Origin of the sequence: Roseburia rectibacter, assembly GCF_014287515.2 — a bacterium.
In the GTDB taxonomy this organism is placed as follows: Bacteria; Bacillota; Clostridia; order Lachnospirales; family Lachnospiraceae; genus Roseburia; species Roseburia rectibacter.
Genome location: NZ_CP092473.1, coordinates 1,864,354 through 1,882,702 on the forward strand (window position 1 = coordinate 1,864,354; position 18,349 = coordinate 1,882,702).

The window sequence follows — 18,349 nt, forward strand, 5'->3', positions numbered from 1 at the left end:
CAGTTTTTTGTCAGTTTGCTCTGTTATTTTCCACATCCCGGATCAAATTCCGGATTGCACATATAAAAGTTTTTGCTGTCGAGTTCTTCCAAAACAAGACGTAGACCCTCACCAAAACGCTGGAAGTGGACAATTTCCCGCTGGCGCAGAAAACGGATCGGTTCACAGACTTCCGGGTCTTTTACGAGACGTAAAATGTTATCGTAGGTAGTACGGGCTTTCTGTTCTGCAGCCATATCTTCAAACAGATCAGTGATCGCATCCCCTTTGCTTTGAAATTCACATGCATTAAACGGGATACCACCTGCCGCCTGCGGCCAGATTCCGGCAGTGTGGTCAACATAGTAAGGAGCAAAACCAGCGGATTCAAGTTCTTCCGCACTTAAACCTCTGGTAAGCTGCCGGACGATAGCAGCAATCATTTCAAGGTGGGCTAATTCATAGGTACAGATAAGTTGAATATGGCTATTTATATTGGATTTCCAGGGAAAAAACATTCTCTATGTATCGCCCGATCCCCGCTTTTGACTCCATATTATTATAATATAAAATTTTGTCAACACAGGATTTTAAGAACCGGTTCTTCTCGGCTGCAGACAGCTCCGGATCATTCAGGGCATGGAGACAGTCCTTAAAACGTCTTATCTTTTCCTCGTAATCAATAATGTCGGCTTTTTTTGCCCTGGCGTCCTCTAATGCAATGATCGTGGATGCGATATCCTGCTGTGTCCTGACATTCCGCTTTAAAAACTCTTCTTTGGAATAGATCCCGTCCTCGTAAGCATCTTTTTGCCGGGCGTCTTTTTCATTCAGTTTTTTCAGTTTGTTTTCCAGATTGATCACGATCGTTTTACTGATCGCCTGCGTCCTGCCGTCATCCGATTTCTGCGCCAATTCAAAGTCATTCAGAGTATCTTCCATGGAAGAGATAAAACGCCTTAAAAAGGCAGAATAGAGCACGGATTTGGTATGACAGTAAGCCTGATGGTTGCAGAGCATCATCTGAGAGACGGAATTGTGATTTTTGTAGATTTTAAGGGACATGGCATGACCGCAAGTGCCACAGTAGAGCAGACCGGCAAACGGATTGCAGAGCTCTTTGTTCCTGCGCAGACTCGGATTGGTCCCGCGTCTCGCCATACATGCATCGTATAATTCCGGGGTGATGATCGGCTCATGCAGCCCCTTATAATATTTCGCCTCAGAGTTTTGCGGGCGCGCTTTTGCCAACTGTCCCTCGTTAATGTATTTTACGACCTTCCGGTTGTTCCACCGGACCATGCCAAGATAGAGCGGGTTGCATAAGATCGAGCTGATGATCGCCGGTGTCCAGTGGGCCGCCTTTTTTGGCTTAATGTGCATGGCATCCAGTTTATGTGCGATATTCGTAAAGCCGATGCCGCCCGGTGTGTAAGCGTAAAGCTCATGGATCAGTTTTACCGTATCGGCTTCCTCCGGGATAATTTCTAACGTGTGGCAGGTGATGCCATCTTTTTTGATAACTGTTTTCTTATAGCCGTATGGGTCCACAGAGCCGATATAATTCCCTTTGGCAACAGACGCCTCTCGTCCACGTCTTAAGATACGCTTGGTGTATTCCAGGTAGTCATTGCCCCTGGTAATCTCCATCTCAAAAAACTTACGCTCATATTCTTCTTGCAGGTCGAAAGAGTGTATGAGAGTGAGAACCGTTGTATTTGTATACCGGAGGATATTGATCAGCCTGCCGCAGTCCTCAAGATCACCACGGGACAAACGCTGCGGCTCCACGACGAGGACTGCCTTAAACTGTTCGGACTCGATCATTTTCAGCAGATTTTTCATCTGCGGTCTGGAATCGATCGTCTCGCCGGAGACGACCTCACGGAAGATGTTTTTCTCCGGGATCGGAGAGTGGAAGTGCGTGGAGGCATATTGCTGGATCATCTCCTCGTGTTTGCGGAGAACTTCCTCCACAGACATATCCGGGCTGTCGGACCGGGACTTGCGGAGATAGACTAAGACTTCATTTACAGTGAATGATTTGGTGTTTGGCATAAGGTATCACTCCTTTGTGAAAATGTATGTAAAAAAGAGTATAAAAATAACAGCCAGCAGAGAACTGGTGTTCCGCTTGCGTTTGGCTGCTCCGAATGATACAATATGCTTGCTTAGGGCGTGTATCTTCGGAGCACGCATCCGCTCCTGTTGTTGACTGGTGTCCGGTTCGCAGGGGCGGTTTTATTTATTTCAGCAATTCTGCAATATTTATCATCAGGTTATCGTAAATGCACACCTGTATATCATCATCAAAACTATATTGATCGCTCAGCTCTTCTTTTTCCAAATCATAGACGTTCACTGTTTTGGTAAGTGGATTTACAATCCAGTACTCGCGGACTCCTGCAGAACGGTATTTGAATAACTTCACGCCGTAATCAGTTCGTTTCGTACTTGGAGATGCAATCTCGATGATCCAGTCCGGAGCACCGTTGCATCCGCGGTCATCCAGCTTTGATTTGTCGCAAATAACGCTGATATCCGGTTCAACGTATGTTTTATCATCCTTATTCAGAAAAACGGCGAATGGGGCAGGATAGACTTCACAGGAACCGTTGTTTTTCTTGATATAGTTACGGATTTCTGCTGATAAATTCATAACAAGTTTCTGATGCAATCTGTTTGGTGGTGCCATGTCATAAATGACACCGTCAATCAACTCTGCACGCTGTCCTTCTGGAAGAGAATAGATGTAATCGGTTGTGTAAGTGTTTTCTTTTGGTAACGGCATAGTGTGTACCTCCTTTTGATGAAAATGGGGAAAATTATAAGCTACATTTGCTTGCATTTTTTATAGGTATCTTCGATAAGAGATTGAATCTGCGACAATAGTTCAACCTCATCAAAAAAGTACTCTGTTTCATAGTCTGTATCACTGAATTTATGCAATACAAAGAGACACTTGTCCTGACGGACATAAACACGGAAAATCCATTTATATTGAGAGCCTGCAATATGCATATATGCGTATTGAGAAGTTTTTTTGTATACAACATTTTCTGCATGAATCATATTTTTAATGTAGTCAAGAGTTTCTAATTCCTGTGGAAGAAAAGGAAGTTCTTTTTCTTGAACTGGTTTTATATCGGAAATGTTTTTGTTATCAGATGATATAACATTTTGAAGCCTATCATTTAAAACATCTGTTATATAATCGTTCATAGCAATAATTGTTAATTCGCGAAATTTATCAATAACTGCCTGTGTTTTTGTACCGTTATAAATGTTTTTTATTAAGGCGCGAACAAATTGTTCAGATGGATCAGTAAATTGTTCTGCAATTGCATTTTTGAGTAGCGATGTATATTTTAATTCGGAGGCACTGTCAAGAATGCCTTTCATATCAAAAGACTCTTTGCAGAATTTTCTTAGTTCAAGAACGGTGTCTGGTTTCATATCAAGAAGATTAATTTCAAGGAATGGCGTGAGATCCATCTTATTTGTTTCTTCTAAGTCGGAATAGAATCTATACACAATTCCGTTTGTTAGTATTCCAAATCGAGCCTTTGTTACGGTGAAATATCTGAATAATTGGTTAATATGTTTGGAATTAAGATCGGTATTTACGGATTTCACTTCTATAATCATGATTGGATCACCGTTTTGCATGACAGCATAATCAACTTTTTCACCTTTTTTAGTACCAGTATCAGCCGTATATTCTGGAACAAATTCTAGCGGATTAAAAATATCATATCCAAGTAAACTGAAAAATGGCAGTACAATAGAAGTTTTAGTTGCTTCCTCAGTGTTTATACTTTCTTTTAACTTTAAAATTCTTGTAGAAAATTCTTTAAGCTGATCTGAAAAATCCATGTTTTTTCCTCCGTTTATCAATAATCAAATATATGATTTTAAGCGTAATTCTATCAAAGCCTGTTCATATCCCAGTAGGCGAGAAAGTTGTTGAGTGGTCAAATCTCTATTTTCCCTAATAATATCATCTGGGATCAAAAGCTCTGACGCAAAGATATTTGCTTCTATCTCTATTTTTGAATTAAGTAAGAGTGTTTTGTTCCGGATAAAATAGCAGTTTTCTTTTCGGTGCATGATAGCATGTCCAAGCTCGTGAGCCATCACAAGTCTTGTTTCATATTCGGATAAGTTCTGATTAAGAAATATATATCTATGATTTTTTAAAAACATATAACAACCAGAGCATCCGATATTTCCAATTTGATATAGTATCCCAAGATGATCTGCTATTTCAAATGGATTTCTTGTATTGAATTTTTTGTAATAATAAGAAACAATTCGTTTAATTTGTTTATTATCCAAAAGAATCATCACCTACTTTTTATTCTTATTTGGATTGTATTTTTCTTTATTGATAAGTTTCAATCGTTTTAGGGCAATTTCTAATTCGTCGCGGAATAAATCCATAGATTCTTCGGATAAATCTTCGCCATCATATGCAGCAGGACCATATTCCTTGTGTGTTAATTTTTCCATGATATTATCAAGATCTTTTTTTATGTCACGATTATCTCGCGCAGATAAGCCGTTTTCTTCAACTAAATCGGATTTGTTAATTCCAAAATAATTTGCCATTAATTCGATTTTATCGATCCGTGGATATGTATTCCCGTTTATCCAATCTGTAAAAGTTGTGTATTTAAAACCTAAATCTTTACATATTTGATTGCGGTCTTTACCTTTAAGCTCCATGTAATGTCGAATATTCTTAGCCATTATTTCTTTGTTGCCAAGTCCGCTCATATGTAGACACCTCTTTCTTTATTTAATGTAATTAAATTATATGGTGAAACCGTAAAAAAATCAATATAATTCTGAAAAAATTACGAAAAAACCGTTGACATTACGGTTAAACCGTAGTATATTAATTTCAGACAGAGAGAAAGGAGTGTGATAAAAATATGGCAATTACGCTGAGAAGCGCAAGGGTAAATAAAGGTCTGACACAAGTAAAAGCGGCAGAACTTATTGGAATTACACCAGATACGCTTAGTAATTACGAGAGAGGAAAGTCATATCCTGATGTTCCGATTATTCAAAGAATGGAACAAGTATATGGTGTGTCTTATAGTGAACTTATTTTTTTACCCACAAATAACGGTTAAACCGTAAAAGTGGAAGGGAGAGTGAGAAGAATGTATCTTACAGATGAAGGTTTATCAGAAATTGAGAAAGTGGCAGATAAGCAAAAAAATGTAGCATTGCTGTTTCTGATAGACATTTATCGAATGCTGAAAACGCTATTGAAAGAACAAAACAATGCTAGTAATGGCAGCAATAGCGGAACCGATAGCTCCAATGATAGTAAAAATCAGGATTGAAATATTGTATTTTTTCTGAAGTTTATTTGATTCCTCAAGATACATGATAATTTTGGTTGAATCATCTAAACAGGCATACTTAATGTCATCGATTTCTTCTTTGGTAAGTTTCATTAATGAACACTCCTTTTTATATTAACTCGAACGTGGCAACGTCCTGTAAGGAGATCATACCATAAATGGAGAGGTAAAGAAACTAAAAGCAAAGAGTAACAAAGACAACCCATACAGCATTAACTAAAGAAGAGGAGGTACATATATGGAATATCGTAGAGTGATCCAGGAGTTCCCAAATGGTACGAACATCAATCTGATTCCGATTCTGACATCGGAAGAGGAAAAAGCAAGACATCAGCGTTTGAATGATGCAGCTATGGATTTGTTACTTGCACAGGAGAGAGCTCATAAGAAAAAACAGATGAAAAATGCCACATGAGTGGCAGCTTTTAGGACAAGCAGGAAGGAGGGGAAACCAATGCCGAAGAAAGCATTTTGGAGTCATGTAGCAGTCATAATGATCATTTACATAGTTACATTTAATTTACACCCGGCAGCAGTCGTTGGACAGCCTGTTTCGGGTGTATTTCAAAAAATAGAACCAGTTGCACCGGTGCAACAGCCGGAGATCACACCAAGGCAGGAATATGAAACATATCCCACAGACACCACGGAGGAGGAATATTGGGACAGCCTGGAGCTCCTTGCAATCTGCGTGGAAGCGGAGGCAGGAAATCAGAGTTTGGAAGGAAAACGCCTGGTTGCAGATGTGATTTTGAACAGAGCAGAAGATCATTCCGGAGAGTGGCCGGACACGATCGCCGGTGTAATATCCCAAAAGAATCAATTCACATCATATTGGGATGGAGGGATGGCAGGTATCTGGGAACCGTCAGAGGAGACATACCAGGCGGTGAGGATGGAAGTAGAACAGAGAGGATATCCGGGAATTTATTATTTCCGGGAAGGTCAGTGGTCTGATTATGGGACACCATGGAGAAAGACCGGAGCACATTATTTTTCGAAGAAATGAGGAGAGAAAGATGATCACATTAGATTTAACAAAAGAAGAGGCTTTTATGCTTCGCGATTTAGCAACCGGAGCAGACTGCGGGTATGAATGGATGCAGGAGATTGCAGACACTCTGGAAGAAAAACTTGAGGAAGCGATAAAAAAACCGCAGATGAAGCGTTCGGAGTTCAACCGGCAGATTTCCGACACAAAAACCCGATGGGAAAATAAAGGACTCGCAACTTCTATGATGCTGGCGAAAGAGGCGGAGCTGAAATTTTATTATGACATTGTGGAGGACGACAATGAAAACACCGGAAGAACTGGAAGACTGGGCGGCAAATTGTGCACAAAGTTTTGAGGCGGCATTTGTTGCAGGAAAATACGGACAGGCTGCCATGGCGGCAGAACAGATATATACAGTCCTAAACTTTATTGAGATGAAACAGGAAGCAGAGTTGATCATGGAGCGGATCGGCTGGGGCAGGATTGAGAAAGCATTTTCGGAGGCAAGGGTAAATGTTGAACGAGGATCGGATAAGAAAAAAGCTGTATGACCAGGCGGGAATATTTAAAGACCATATGATGAGAAAAGAGTACCTTCAGGCAGTTTTATGTGCAGATCAGGCATCCATGGTTGTGATGTGCCTGGATATGGGAGAAGAAGTCAGAGCGGAGCTTTTTGGAGTACGTGATAAGAATAATCCGGTAATTGGCTTAATAGATGAAGCACAGTATATAAAAGCTCTTGACTGGTGCATTTTCCACGGGTTTTTACATACAGTACATACGTTCGAAAATGTAATAAAGAAAGAGCATTGAAATGCTAGGTTTCAATGCTCAGATAGGTGCAATACACACCATACTTATGACAGGTATAGTGTATCATGCGCCTGCTGAAAAAGCAAGAGAAAAAAGGGATAAGCTGCCGGCTTATTTAACAATCTCAATATATTAAACTTAGCAGATACGGAGCAGGGACATGGCACACAGACATGATGTTTATGAGTATGGAATATATAGAGAACACGAAATTAAGTATGTAGGAAAATTTGGAGCAAAGGGAGAGAAGAGAGCCAAGAAGAAAAAGGCTACACCCGAGCAGGTAAAAAAACAAAATCAATACAACAGGGAAAAGAAAATATTACGGAAGATCCGATGCAACTTTGAACCAGGCGATCTGTGGCTGACAATGAAATTTCCAAGGGGAACAAGAATTCCGGCGGAAGAGATAAAGAAAGTCCGCAAAGCCTTTTTCGATACTGTGAGAAATAAATATAAAAAGAGAGGACAGGTATTGAAGTTTGTATACAGGATAGAAGTAGGGGAAAGAGGAGGAATCCATTTCCATGTACTGATGAACAGGCTGGATGGAACACCGGGAACAGCGGAGATTGTATCTGAGGTATGGAACAGGCTGACAGATGGACGGGTGAATTATGAGCCGGTGTATGAAGGCGATTATTTTAAAAGTTTGGCAAATTACATCGTAAAAGAGCCTACAGAAGAAATTACAGGTCAGATGACATTATTTGGAGAGGAAGAAGAAACAAAAATTTTTGTCAAATATGACTGTTCGAGAAATTTAAAGATGCCGGAAAAAGAAACACATAAATATAAGCGTCGGACAGTAAGAAAGCTGATCGAGAATGGACCAGAGCCGCAACCGGGATATTACATAGATCGAGACAGCATCCGATACGGAGTAAATCCATTCACTGGCATGTCTTATTACTATTACACGGAGATCCGGCTGGAACGGGATGCCGGAGAGATCAGAAGGGAGTGTGAGGATCTATGCAGGCGGTCAGCATCTACGTCACCACATCCATAAAGGGCAGATGGGAGCGTGACGGCTACATTGGATATTGCCTAGAATATTATCCATCAGGAAAGAGCCTGCCGGAGATAAGAAAACACATTGAACCTGTTGAACAGATGAATGGAAACAGGGCAGAGATGGAGGCTCTGATACGTGCATTTTCCCGTATGAAGAGAAAATGCGAGCTGTCAATTTATACAGACAGTGAATACCTGTACAACGGATTTGCAGGCAGGGAAGATGTAGCACAGTGGATTAAGAGAGGATGGATCACGACCAGAGGTCAGCCGGTAAAAAATAAAGATAAGTGGCTGGAGCTGATCCGGGGCAAGCAGGGGCACTTATGCAGTTTTTATTTAAAACAGCCCAATGCCTACACGAAGGAACTGATGGAAGAAATGGAACGAAGGGAGAAAACGAGAAATGTTTGAGAGATTCGGAGAATTTGACAGCGCAGAAGAAATAAACCTCACAGCAGAGGGATTGAAAACAGAAGGAGATATGGAAAGTCTCCTGGTACTGGCAGAGGAAAATGGAATTGATAAAGAGGATGCCAAAGATTACTGGGGCGGATATACAGATACACTGACGACACCGCTTGGGGCGGCGATCGGAAAGATCGATGTGGAATGTAAAGATTTAAAACCGAAGCAGATCATGATTGACTGGGTGGATTACATCAGATCACAGTGCATGGAGCATGACGATATGGCGGTCGCGGTACGCAGGAAAGGGAAAAGCATCAAGGGCTGTATTGGGAAGCTGTTGGAATGGTCATTTAAGAATCAGATTCCAGTGGACAAAGATATTTTAAAAGAGGCAAAAGTAAATGCCAGCCGTGTGACACTTGGAATCCCAGGAATGGGAGAAGCAAAGAAGATCATAAAAAGTTATTACACGGAGGCAAAGTGATATGGCGGCTAAGAAAAACGAGGAAGAAAGAATAAGACAGCTGGAAGAATTGACCCCGGAGCTTCCGGAGGATTTCGAAGACTGGTGTGCGAAAAAATTGTGGAATCCGGAAATTTATTATAAGAGAAACGGAAATCATACAGAGTGCATCTGCGGAAAGTGCGCGGAGAGATATATTTTATACACTCCGAAAGATCCGGAATACGGGACACTGCATGATGAGATTCCCAGAAGAGGAGAAAAGGCAGTCTGTAAAAAATGCGGTAATGTATCAACTTATGAATGGCAGAGAATCACATCGCCAGTGCGACAGGAAGCGAGAATTTATTTGTACCAGCTGACAAGTGAGAATGATCTGATCGTGCGGATTTTCTCGTATTACAGGCGATATCAGAAGTCATTAAAAATGGAAGACATTATGACAGAGGAGAGCCGGTATTTCCTTTTCAAAGGGAAGGTAGAAAAAATGGTGCGTGCATATAGTTACAGACGGGATGAAAACGAATGGATACTATCGGACAGGGGAGGATATCCGTACATAGAAGTAAAGGACGGGGAGATTTATCCGGGATGGGAAGAGATTGTGCAGCAGTCGACATTAAAATATTGTCCATTAGATCAGTTAGAAAAAATGGGAAGAGAAAACTGGGGCAGAACGATAAAGAATGCCGTGAACACTACAGATGCACTGATGACATATGCAAATAATCCTGCAATCGAGATGTACTGCAAAATGGGTATGCACAAACTGGTGAGACAAATCTTATGGAAAGAGGGAAAGTTTGGGACTATCAACCGCAGGAAAGATACTTTGCGAGGGCAGCTTCGGTTAAAGAAAAAGGAACACATCAACAGTGTCATAAAAGCGCATGGAGATACAGATCTGTTAGAAACACTGCAATTTGAAGAGAAAGAGGGATATTCCTGGAAACCAGAACAGGAAGAATGGATTGCAGAAAAATTTGACAGAGAAATGAAAAACAGGCTGAAACATCTACTTGAATACATGACCTTGCAGCAGTTGATAAACCGGGTAGAAAAGTATGCAAAACAAAAATTTGATCCGGTGCCGGAAGGTTGGACCGCATACGGGAGTTATAAAAGGAACGTGATTTGGGAATATGACGACTACCTTAACATGCGGGAGGCACTGGGCTATGACATGACAAACAGTGTATTTATTTATCCGCGCGATCTGGAAGAGGCACACAACCAGATGGTTAAGGAAAGTACGGAAAGACATGACGAGCTGTTTATAAAAAAGAAAAACAAGGAATTTTCCAAAATTGCAGTGAAATATAAGAGCCTGTGCAAGCGGTATCAGGCATCGGCAGAGGGCTATATCATCCGCCCGGCAAAAGACGCGGGAGAGATTATCGTGGAAGGAAGAACCTTACACCATTGTGTAGGCGGTGATAATTATCTTTCAAAACATAACAAGGGAACGACCGCCATTTTGTTCCTGCGAAAAGAGAAAACACCGGACACTCCTTATATCACAATAGAAATCAAAGGAACAGAGATAAGACAGTGGTATGGAGCACATGATAAAAAACCGAAACAGGAGTTTTTTGATAGATTTCTGAAAGATTATACAGCGCAGCTGAAAAACAGGGAAAAGAAGCCGGAGAAAGCAGGACAGGCACTGGCAGCAGTGTAGAAAGGAAGAAAAATGGAAGAAATTATAAGACAGGACCACAATGTGATCACATATACAGATTACGCGGTATATAAGCATGATCTTGACACCGAACTGCAGAAATCAGCAGAGCAGTTTGTGAGGATCGGATATCTGTTAAAAGTGGCACAGGATACGGGAATTTTAGCGGGTTCCGGGTATTCAAACGTCATTGAGTTTGCAATGAAGGAATACGGGCTTGATAAAACACAGGTATCACGTTTTATCCGGATCAACGATCGATTCTCAAAAGATGGCTATTCTATGGAACTGAAAGAAGAATATCAGCGGTTCGGTTATGCAAAACTGGCACTCATGCTGACACTGCCGGATGAGATCAACGAGATTCTGACGCCGGAAATGAGTAAAACGGAAATAAGTACAGTAAAAGAAGAATTTGAGGAAGAGCAGAAAATCTCAGATATCGAAGTAATGATTGAGCAGGAGCCGGAGACAACGAAAACGGCGGAGACAATCTTTGAAAAGGTGATTTTAAATATTTTCCATGATGAGCCGCAGTTATTCAAAGATGTGATCAATTCGTTAAAAAACGAACAGGATGTGCTTGAGATCATGGCACCGGCGGACATGAAAGTTTACATGACGAGAATCCCAGGGATCGGAAAACTTGCCGTATCCGTGAACAACTTTAAAAAAATGATCGAGATCGTGAACACAAGAAGCATGGAAAAAGAACAGATCATGCAGGAGGAAGTTGCTGAGACGATCAGGAACATGACAGGATCATTTGATGTGAAGAGTGCATGGGAGAATATGTTTCATGAAAATTTTCCGGAAACTGAAAAAAGCAAAGTTGCACCGGTGCAACGGAAAGAGTCGCACGTGCAGCAGTCGAAAAAGAAACCGGAGCCGGTAAAAGAAACACCCAAGACACTGCATGATATTGAGCCGGATATTCCGGAACCGTCACCGATCGAGCCGGAGGAACAGCCGGAAGATATTAAGACGGATGAGCCGGAGGCGGCCGGCGGGCAGCAGTTACCGGGACAGGACAGCATTGAGAACCATCCGGAATACATGCCGAGCGAACCGGAAAATGAGGAAAACGAACCGGAGATCGCAGAAACAAGAGAAATTATGAACTGGACACTTGATCTCTTTATGGCGGATTTAATAAAAAATGCTGAAAGCAACTGGTGCCAAGAACAGGTAAAAATGTTGAGGGCATTATTAAAATCAACATGTCAATGTACTGAATACAGAGATGCGTATCAGGAATTAGAAAGTGAAGAGGCAGGGGCAATCATGGATAAGTTAGAGGAGGACTGACATGCGGTACCGGACCAGAAAAAACATGAAGTTCCAATTCGATGAAGAAACCCGCCGGATCATCTATTACCGCGACGATGAGAGCTGCATCTTCTGCAGGCGGCAGTACCACATGGAAAATAAAGATCCGATGCTCTACCGGACAAAAGATATCATGCATTACATAAACAAGTCCCAGGGCGGACTTGGCATACCACAGAACGGAGCGGTGGGCTGCCGGTACCATCACATGCTGTTAGATAACGGCAGTAAAGGACTCCGGGCGGAGATGATCGAAATGTTCAAAGAATACCTGATGCAGCAGTATCCGGACTGGAACGAGGACAAGCTGCGTTATAAGAAATGGGATTTTCCAACTTTTGGTTAATCAATATATCACAGAAACAGTAAACGCGCGATTCTCCGGCAACCGGTGCCGGAGAGAAAGGAGCTAAATGGAGCTAAAAAAAATAACAGACACACTACTTGAAATATTAAAAATCAAAAGCGTTGATGAGATAACAAAACGCTTGTTTGAAACTGTGATAAACAATGATATTCAGGTATATGAAGAATTTTGCAAGCTGATCAACAACGATCTATCAGTCGATTGGTTGCAAATGATTTTTCAATACTATCATGCAGACAGGAAAGAGAAGATGCAGGATTACACACCAAAAAGCCTTGCGAGATTTATTAGTCGGTTAGCTGGCGAATCAGATGTGATAATTGATATGTGTGCAGGGAGTGGAGCCTTGACAATTCAAAAATGGAACATGATACCGGAACAGGTATTTTGCCTATATGAATTTGATAAAAATGTAATTCCATACCTTCTGTTTAATATGGCGGTGAGAAATATTAGGTGTACCGTGTATCATGCAGATGTGCTTCAGGATGAAATTTATCACACATATATGGTTTTTAAAGGCGACAAGTACGGAGAAGTAAAGGAGATAGAGAAATGGGAACAACATTGATTTCAAATCCGCCTTATAACATGAAGTGGAAATTGCCGGTATTTGCACAGCTCCAGCCGAGATTTTATGATTGTGAGCTTCCACCGGAAAGTAATGCGAATTTTGCGTTTGTTTTAACTGCATTAGATAAGGTAAATGCAAAGGCGGTTTTCATTCTGCCATGCTCTGCGCTAACTGGTGGATTAAAACAGGAAGAGGAAATCAGAAAATATCTGATTGAAAAAAATTTAATAGAAGCAGTCATAGCGTGTCCAGATAATATGTTCGAAAGCACTGGAATTGCAACCTGCATCATTGTATTTAACAAACATAAGAGCACGACGCAAATAGAGCTTATTGACATGAGAAATACATATGAGGTGGAGGAACGCGAACAGAGAGGACAGTACGGAAGCTCGAGCCATACGAATAGAGTGTATAAGAAAGCGGTGAAAGTGTTTTCTGATGAACAAATGGAACGTGCCATAAAAGCAATTGAAGAACACACTATAGAGAAAGATTTTGCTGTAAGTGTTTCACCAGAGGATGTCAAGGAGAGAAAGTATAGACTTTTGCCTTCCGCATATTTTGAGGTTGATTTTGAACCACAGCCACATAGGGAATACAAGGAAATCATAGCAGACCTTAATCGTGTGATTGAAGAGAAAAATGGCTTGAAGCTGACGATGAATGAGAGTCTTGCGAAAGCAATAGGGCTGTACGAGATTTTCCAGGCATTTAAGGCATCAGAAGAAATTAACAAAGCGATGAATGAGACGCTAGGCTTCACAGGAGAAAAAATCATTCCAGAAAATTTCATTGCAATGTCGAAAAAAGCAGGAGAATTAAAATTTGAGAATGGGAGAAAAGACAGCGTATCAACAATCTTGATGTCAATTTTGCAGATGTGGAAGCAACACATCATGTATCTGAACATTGAGGAAAACAGATTTTTACTGGAATTACGGGATGCGTTACTACCGGATTTAATGAGTGGAAAGATTGATGTAAGTGATAAAAACGTGAAAGATAAATAAGGAGGAAAACAGTGTTTGTAAGAAAAGCATATAAGAAAAAGTGCATAATTTGCGGAAAAGAATTCGAAACAATATCAGCAGCCGCATTGACTTGTGGAACACAGTGTAGAAATGAACGTAGTAGAAAAATTCATGAGAAAAGAAGAAACCAGACACATAATAACAGCGATATAAGCAGCGTGTTAGAAAAAGCAAGAGAAGCCGGGATGAGTTATGGAAAGTATGTAGCAATGGCAGAAAGGACAACAAAATAAAAAAGAAAGATATCTTGGAATTAAAAAGAAGGCTGACAAAGAATAACTGCACTTTTTCCCGTATTTGCGGGTGCTATGTGGATGTAGATAAAAATATCGTAACAACATTCGGAGAGACATTTTTGAATCTTCCGGATGAAGAATTTTATAAATACTTGGATATTGCAAAAGGAATCTTTAAGGGAAAACTGAAAGACAACATGTTGAATCTGGAACTTTCGGAAGAGGCAAAGGAAGAAAACGACATGCAGCAGTTCCTGTTGACCATGAGAGAAACCGGATTAAAGAATAAAGAAATGCTGATGGCATTTTATGAAAGAGTGATCGACAATTACGATTATATCGGAGACTACCTGATCCTGCTTTACCGTGATGCCTACGATGTTATAACAAAAACTTCTGATAACAACAAAATAGATGAATCAGAGGACGTCTACGAGTACATGCTCTGCGCTATATGTCCGGTAAATCTGACAGCACCGGGACTGGCATATAGCGAAAGCGAGAATGCGATCGTAAACAGATTCCGTGATAAAGTAGTCGGCGCACCGGATACAGGATTTTTATTCCCGGCATTCACGGATCGAAAGGAAGATCGAGATGCAATGCTCTTTTATACGAGAGACACGAAAGCACCGCACCAGGAACTCGCACAGGGATTAGGATGTATTATGCAGACAACAGCGACAGAGCAGAGGGAGATATTAAAAACAGTTATCACGGAAGTACTTGGAGACAGCGATGAAGGAATCAAGATGTATGAAGATTTCCACCGGGTTTTGGATGAAAAGCTGGAAGAGGAAGCAAAGAAAGAACTGGAACGCACAGAACAGCAGGAATTAACACTTGGAATCTTGGAAGAGACGCTGGAGAAAGCAGACACGCCGCCGTCATGTATCGAGGAGATCGCAAAGTCATACCGGAGTGCTTTTAAAGAGACACCGACGATTGCAGCAGTAATCGACGAAAAAGCGGTTAAGGCAAGCCATAAGAGGGACAATATCGAACATGTGAAAAAAATGCTGAAAGGCGCCGCAGAAGAGATTAAGATTTTGAACGGCGGAAAAGAGACGGAGTTGACTGAAAAAATACGGGAAGTTACGGGCGTTTAGGAGGAATCCAATGCATAGAGATAATAAAGAACGCAACAGAGCCATTAAATCGCTGACGGACAAGCGAACGAGAATACCAAAGCATCCAAACCCGGATACATTGAGAGATTTTAAGGAAGTACCGTATCAGTTACGGTATGGGAAGGAGAAGAAAGATGCTGAATAGAGAAAAATACGCAAAAGAGATTATTGAAATCGCGTGCAATGGGGGGAACATTGCCGTCGTTAATGGAAAGCTGGAAAATTGCAGAAAAACACAGTGCAACGAGTGTAATTTTAATGGCGGCACAATAAGAGATTGTGAAATAAAGACGAGAAAATGGGCGAACAGCGAATATGTCGAACCGATTGAACCGCCGGTTGATTGGAGTAGAGTTCCAGTTGATACACCGATTTTGGTCAGAGATTCTGAACTTTTTGCGTGGAGCAAAGAACATTTTGCAAAATATGAAGATGAAACGGTTTATACATGGGATTACGGAAAAACGTCATGGAGCACATACGACGGTAAAATGAGTAGCTATAAATATGCTATGTTACCAGAAAGTGAGGATCAGAATGAAAATAAGCAGAATTAGAAGCCGGATAGTTAAATCATTAACAGAAGCCTGCGGATATTCTCCTCTGACGAAAGTGATTTCAGAGGAAGAGGTAAACAGGATTCTGGCAGAGGAAGAAAAGACTGGTGGGTGGATTCCGGTGAGTGAGCGACTGCCGGAAGAAGCATATGGATGTTTGGTAACTGTTATGGACTATGAGCCGTCAACACAAACTGATTTTGAAAATATACTTCCGTATTTTGTCGGATATGACGGTCACGGATGGAACGATGCAGACGGAGAGAAAATTCCATTTGACGTTATTGCCTGGATGCCACTGCCGGAGCCGTACCGGGAAAGCGAGGAATAGTGATGGAAGATAGATATTTATTCCGTGGAAAGCGGATTGATAATGGAGAATGGGTTGAATGGAATGCACTCACTGGGATACCCCATGATGTAATCATTTTGGAGAATACCATCTGCCAGTGCACCGGACTTAAGGATAAGAACGGCAAGCTGATTTGGGAGAATGACGTTTGCGATAGAAAAGAACAGTATCCAGAGATTGTAAAATATTGCAATGGGGACTGGACATTGGATTACAGTTATGCAAGCCATAAGGAAAGCGGGGATTGTTACTGCAACTTAGGATTTTATACAGAAGAAAGAAAATGCGCAGAAGTTATTGGAAATATTTTTGACAATCCGGAACTGTTGGAGGTGTAAGAATGACGGAGAATGAAGCACTTGAATATCTGAAAAGCTCAAAAAGAAAAAGTAACATGTTGGGAATTCTTCCGGGGTCAGATATTGGAAACTCAATTATTAAGGCCCTGGAAGAGGTTCAACAGTACCGAGCAATCGGAACGGTGGAAGAATGCCGGGCGGCGATGGAGAAGCAGACGGCAAAGAAAGGAATAAGAGAAGAGATAAAGAAAGGATACAATAGAGGAATGCATCACTATTATTGTCCTGTTTGTTACGAGAAGGGAGATTTAAGAAACAAGTATAATGTCGGGTCATATTGCAGTGACTGTGGTCAGAAATTAGATTGGAGCGATAAAGAATGAGTAAGATTTCAAAAGAAATAGTTGATAAAATCGAACAACGAAATGCACTTAATGAAGAGATTGCAAAGTGGTGTAAGGAAAACCTTGAAATGGACGGTATGGACCCTGACTTTGCTGATATCACAGAATATCATACGGGTAACGAGCAGGGTGGAGATAACTGTAAAGAATGGTGTGACAAGACATGTAGGGGAGAAGATTGGTACACAGGTGACTATTATTGGGAAACCGAATACGAGGGTAAATATCTTCACATGAAATTTGATGTTTAGAAGTGTGGAACAGGAGGGCGAACGATGAGACTGATTGATGCGGACGATGTAAAGAAGATGATTTCTGATACATTTGAGAAGGAAAAGGATGTTATAAATAGCTTTTGGAAAATGGGTACGTTGATGGAAAAAGTCGACGAAATTCAGACCGCTTACAATGTGGATGCGGTTGTAAGCGAATTGGATAAGGCAAGTTGTGTTGCACAGCCTGTAGGATGGAGTGCAAAAAAAGAAATTGTTGAACTTAAAACGGCAATCGAGATTGTGAAAGGTGGAGGTGTAGATGAAACAAACTGACATAGAAATGTCTTATGCCAAGCTGAAGGAATCTGATGATAGATTAAAAATCTTGAAAACAGAAACCGGAAAAGAAAGATTTATCAACAGTAAATGTACTTATGAGTACCGGATAAAAAGCACGTGCAGAGTTTTACAGCACATCCGTGATGAGTACAGAGCAAACAGGCTGTGCGATCTGGAAACACTTCTCCGGCATTGTCAGGATAAACTAAATGGAAACATTGACGGGATAGAACTGGAACTGAAAGAAGGAAAACCGTTCCGATTCGAGAAAGACGAGCAGGAAAAACGAAAGGAACGTTTAATACAGTATTGGTTGATGTGCCAGAGCTGACAGGTAAAGGTAAGCAAGATGATTTTAAAATTAATAGGGATAATAATTGTTATTTCATTTTATGATGAGATGGAAAAAGCACGGGAAAAGAAAGAACTGCATAATGTTGTATACTGGGGAATCCTGTTAATAACTGCATTCATCACGATCTGGAGATAAAAACAATTAGTAATAGACAATATTACACATGTAAATTATAATCATATAGAAATTACAAATATAATTATAAAGGAGACAATGACATGCAGACATTATCAGATCAGGAAAAGAAAGTTTTAAAAATTATCAAGGAGTCAGAGCAGCAGTTAACGCCGGAAGAAATCACGGCAGAGATAAACAGAAGATACGGGCAGGTTTGGCCAGTGCAGGTTACTTTAACATTTATGGCAAGATTAGAGAAGCTGGGATATACGGATACTAATAAACAATGAAGAACAGGCAGG

At 40.9% G+C, this 18,349-nt stretch carries 33 protein-coding genes; 27 read left to right on the forward strand and 6 right to left on the reverse strand.

The annotated features are described in order from the left end of the window. Positions 1-23: 23 nt before the first annotated feature. The 6 genes from H8S51_RS08765 to H8S51_RS08790 form a co-directional block, all read right to left on the reverse strand. Complete coding sequence (locus H8S51_RS08765; protein ID WP_241070979.1) at positions 24-497, reverse strand: manganese catalase family protein; 474 nt, start codon at positions 495-497, stop codon at positions 24-26. Further along, complete coding sequence (locus H8S51_RS08770) at positions 466-2,037, reverse strand: recombinase family protein (protein ID WP_186898910.1); 1,572 nt, start codon at positions 2,035-2,037, stop codon at positions 466-468. Before H8S51_RS08770 ends, H8S51_RS08765 begins: the two co-directional genes overlap by 32 nt. A gap of 187 nt (positions 2,038-2,224) precedes the next feature. Continuing rightward, complete coding sequence (locus H8S51_RS08775) at positions 2,225-2,770, reverse strand: Uma2 family endonuclease (RefSeq protein ID WP_186898909.1); 546 nt, start codon at positions 2,768-2,770, stop codon at positions 2,225-2,227. Between the two features lie 41 nt (positions 2,771-2,811). Continuing rightward, the gene (locus H8S51_RS08780; RefSeq protein WP_186898908.1) at positions 2,812-3,855 is read right to left on the reverse strand and encodes a type I restriction endonuclease; all 1,044 of its coding nucleotides are present in this window, start codon (positions 3,853-3,855) and stop codon (positions 2,812-2,814) included. Between the two features lie 24 nt (positions 3,856-3,879). Further along, positions 3,880-4,317: an ImmA/IrrE family metallo-endopeptidase gene (locus H8S51_RS08785; RefSeq protein ID WP_330646805.1), complete on the reverse strand. Its 438-nt coding sequence runs from the start codon at positions 4,315-4,317 to the stop codon at positions 3,880-3,882. Between the two features lie 12 nt (positions 4,318-4,329). Further along, positions 4,330-4,758 carry a helix-turn-helix domain-containing protein gene (locus tag H8S51_RS08790; RefSeq protein ID WP_186898907.1) on the reverse strand — a complete coding sequence of 143 codons (429 nt, stop codon included), beginning with the start codon at positions 4,756-4,758 and terminating at the stop codon, positions 4,330-4,332. Positions 4,759-4,916: 158 nt separating this feature from the next. Here H8S51_RS08790 and H8S51_RS08795 point away from each other — a divergent pair, with 158 nt between their 5' ends. From H8S51_RS08795 to H8S51_RS08920, 27 genes are all read left to right on the forward strand, one after another. Continuing rightward, positions 4,917-5,120, forward strand: coding sequence for a helix-turn-helix domain-containing protein (locus H8S51_RS08795; RefSeq protein ID WP_186898906.1), 204 nt, complete (start codon positions 4,917-4,919; stop codon positions 5,118-5,120). Positions 5,121-5,150: 30 nt separating this feature from the next. Then, positions 5,151-5,336, forward strand: a complete 186-nt coding sequence (locus H8S51_RS08800; protein ID WP_186898905.1) for a hypothetical protein — start codon at positions 5,151-5,153, stop codon at positions 5,334-5,336. Positions 5,337-5,595: 259 nt separating this feature from the next. Next, entirely contained in the window at positions 5,596-5,772 is a 177-nt protein-coding gene (locus H8S51_RS08805) for a hypothetical protein (RefSeq protein ID WP_186898904.1), read from the forward strand. A gap of 39 nt (positions 5,773-5,811) precedes the next feature. Next, positions 5,812-6,366, forward strand: coding sequence for a cell wall hydrolase (locus H8S51_RS08810; RefSeq protein WP_186898903.1), 555 nt, complete (start codon positions 5,812-5,814; stop codon positions 6,364-6,366). Between the two features lie 10 nt (positions 6,367-6,376). After that, a complete protein-coding gene (locus H8S51_RS08815; protein WP_186898902.1) occupies positions 6,377-6,706 on the forward strand; it encodes a hypothetical protein in 330 nt (109 codons plus the stop codon). Then, positions 6,651-6,902: a hypothetical protein gene (locus H8S51_RS08820; protein ID WP_186898901.1), complete on the forward strand. Its 252-nt coding sequence runs from the start codon at positions 6,651-6,653 to the stop codon at positions 6,900-6,902. The genes H8S51_RS08815 and H8S51_RS08820 overlap by 56 nt, the downstream gene beginning before the upstream one ends. Further along, complete coding sequence (locus tag H8S51_RS08825) at positions 6,865-7,167, forward strand: hypothetical protein (protein WP_186898900.1); 303 nt, start codon at positions 6,865-6,867, stop codon at positions 7,165-7,167. The genes H8S51_RS08820 and H8S51_RS08825 overlap by 38 nt, the downstream gene beginning before the upstream one ends. A 160-nt stretch (positions 7,168-7,327) precedes the next feature. Further along, entirely contained in the window at positions 7,328-8,179 is an 852-nt protein-coding gene (locus H8S51_RS08830; RefSeq protein ID WP_186898899.1) for a rolling circle replication-associated protein, read from the forward strand. Further along, complete coding sequence (locus H8S51_RS08835) at positions 8,143-8,598, forward strand: RNase H family protein (protein ID WP_155219895.1); 456 nt, start codon at positions 8,143-8,145, stop codon at positions 8,596-8,598. The genes H8S51_RS08830 and H8S51_RS08835 overlap by 37 nt, the downstream gene beginning before the upstream one ends. Next, on the forward strand, positions 8,591-9,079 hold the full coding sequence (locus H8S51_RS08840; protein WP_155219892.1) for a hypothetical protein: 489 nt from the start codon (positions 8,591-8,593) through the stop codon (positions 9,077-9,079). The genes H8S51_RS08835 and H8S51_RS08840 overlap by 8 nt, the downstream gene beginning before the upstream one ends. 1 nt (position 9,080) lies before the next feature. After that, positions 9,081-10,739 carry a PcfJ domain-containing protein gene (locus H8S51_RS08845; protein WP_186898898.1) on the forward strand — a complete coding sequence of 553 codons (1,659 nt, stop codon included), beginning with the start codon at positions 9,081-9,083 and terminating at the stop codon, positions 10,737-10,739. Positions 10,740-10,751: 12 nt separating this feature from the next. After that, positions 10,752-12,047 (forward strand): hypothetical protein, encoded by a 1,296-nt coding sequence (locus tag H8S51_RS08850; protein ID WP_186898897.1) that lies wholly within the window; start codon positions 10,752-10,754, stop codon positions 12,045-12,047. A 1-nt stretch (position 12,048) separates the two neighbouring features. Continuing rightward, a complete protein-coding gene (locus H8S51_RS08855; RefSeq protein ID WP_186898896.1) occupies positions 12,049-12,414 on the forward strand; it encodes a hypothetical protein in 366 nt (121 codons plus the stop codon). A gap of 67 nt (positions 12,415-12,481) precedes the next feature. Beyond that, entirely contained in the window at positions 12,482-13,006 is a 525-nt protein-coding gene (locus H8S51_RS18120; RefSeq protein ID WP_186898895.1) for an N-6 DNA methylase, read from the forward strand. Positions 13,007-13,038: 32 nt separating this feature from the next. Continuing rightward, positions 13,039-14,022, forward strand: a complete 984-nt coding sequence (locus H8S51_RS08860; protein WP_256451913.1) for an N-6 DNA methylase — start codon at positions 13,039-13,041, stop codon at positions 14,020-14,022. A gap of 11 nt (positions 14,023-14,033) precedes the next feature. Continuing rightward, a complete protein-coding gene (locus H8S51_RS08865; protein ID WP_186898893.1) occupies positions 14,034-14,276 on the forward strand; it encodes a hypothetical protein in 243 nt (80 codons plus the stop codon). Between the two features lie 11 nt (positions 14,277-14,287). After that, entirely contained in the window at positions 14,288-15,388 is a 1,101-nt protein-coding gene (locus H8S51_RS08870) for a DUF4317 family protein (RefSeq protein WP_256451919.1), read from the forward strand. 10 nt (positions 15,389-15,398) lie between these two features. After that, positions 15,399-15,554 carry a hypothetical protein gene (locus tag H8S51_RS08875; protein ID WP_186898891.1) on the forward strand — a complete coding sequence of 52 codons (156 nt, stop codon included), beginning with the start codon at positions 15,399-15,401 and terminating at the stop codon, positions 15,552-15,554. Further along, positions 15,544-15,966 carry a hypothetical protein gene (locus H8S51_RS08880; RefSeq protein ID WP_186898890.1) on the forward strand — a complete coding sequence of 141 codons (423 nt, stop codon included), beginning with the start codon at positions 15,544-15,546 and terminating at the stop codon, positions 15,964-15,966. The genes H8S51_RS08875 and H8S51_RS08880 overlap by 11 nt, the downstream gene beginning before the upstream one ends. Beyond that, on the forward strand, positions 15,947-16,297 hold the full coding sequence (locus H8S51_RS08885) for a DUF551 domain-containing protein (protein ID WP_186898889.1): 351 nt from the start codon (positions 15,947-15,949) through the stop codon (positions 16,295-16,297). The genes H8S51_RS08880 and H8S51_RS08885 overlap by 20 nt, the downstream gene beginning before the upstream one ends. A gap of 2 nt (positions 16,298-16,299) precedes the next feature. Next, positions 16,300-16,656, forward strand: coding sequence for a YopX family protein (locus tag H8S51_RS08890; RefSeq protein WP_186898888.1), 357 nt, complete (start codon positions 16,300-16,302; stop codon positions 16,654-16,656). A 2-nt stretch (positions 16,657-16,658) separates the two neighbouring features. Further along, positions 16,659-17,000: a hypothetical protein gene (locus tag H8S51_RS08895; protein ID WP_186898887.1), complete on the forward strand. Its 342-nt coding sequence runs from the start codon at positions 16,659-16,661 to the stop codon at positions 16,998-17,000. Further along, positions 16,997-17,272 (forward strand): hypothetical protein, encoded by a 276-nt coding sequence (locus tag H8S51_RS08900; RefSeq protein ID WP_186898886.1) that lies wholly within the window; start codon positions 16,997-16,999, stop codon positions 17,270-17,272. Before H8S51_RS08895 ends, H8S51_RS08900 begins: the two co-directional genes overlap by 4 nt. Before the next feature lie 24 nt (positions 17,273-17,296). Further along, positions 17,297-17,569 (forward strand): hypothetical protein, encoded by a 273-nt coding sequence (locus tag H8S51_RS08905; protein WP_186898885.1) that lies wholly within the window; start codon positions 17,297-17,299, stop codon positions 17,567-17,569. Beyond that, positions 17,556-17,906: a hypothetical protein gene (locus tag H8S51_RS08910; protein WP_186898884.1), complete on the forward strand. Its 351-nt coding sequence runs from the start codon at positions 17,556-17,558 to the stop codon at positions 17,904-17,906. The genes H8S51_RS08905 and H8S51_RS08910 overlap by 14 nt, the downstream gene beginning before the upstream one ends. Positions 17,907-17,924: 18 nt before the next feature. Beyond that, the gene (locus H8S51_RS08915; RefSeq protein ID WP_186898883.1) at positions 17,925-18,065 is read left to right on the forward strand and encodes a hypothetical protein; all 141 of its coding nucleotides are present in this window, start codon (positions 17,925-17,927) and stop codon (positions 18,063-18,065) included. A gap of 83 nt (positions 18,066-18,148) precedes the next feature. After that, positions 18,149-18,337 carry a BlaI/MecI/CopY family transcriptional regulator gene (locus tag H8S51_RS08920; RefSeq protein WP_186898882.1) on the forward strand — a complete coding sequence of 63 codons (189 nt, stop codon included), beginning with the start codon at positions 18,149-18,151 and terminating at the stop codon, positions 18,335-18,337. The last annotated feature ends 12 nt before the right edge of the window (positions 18,338-18,349 follow it).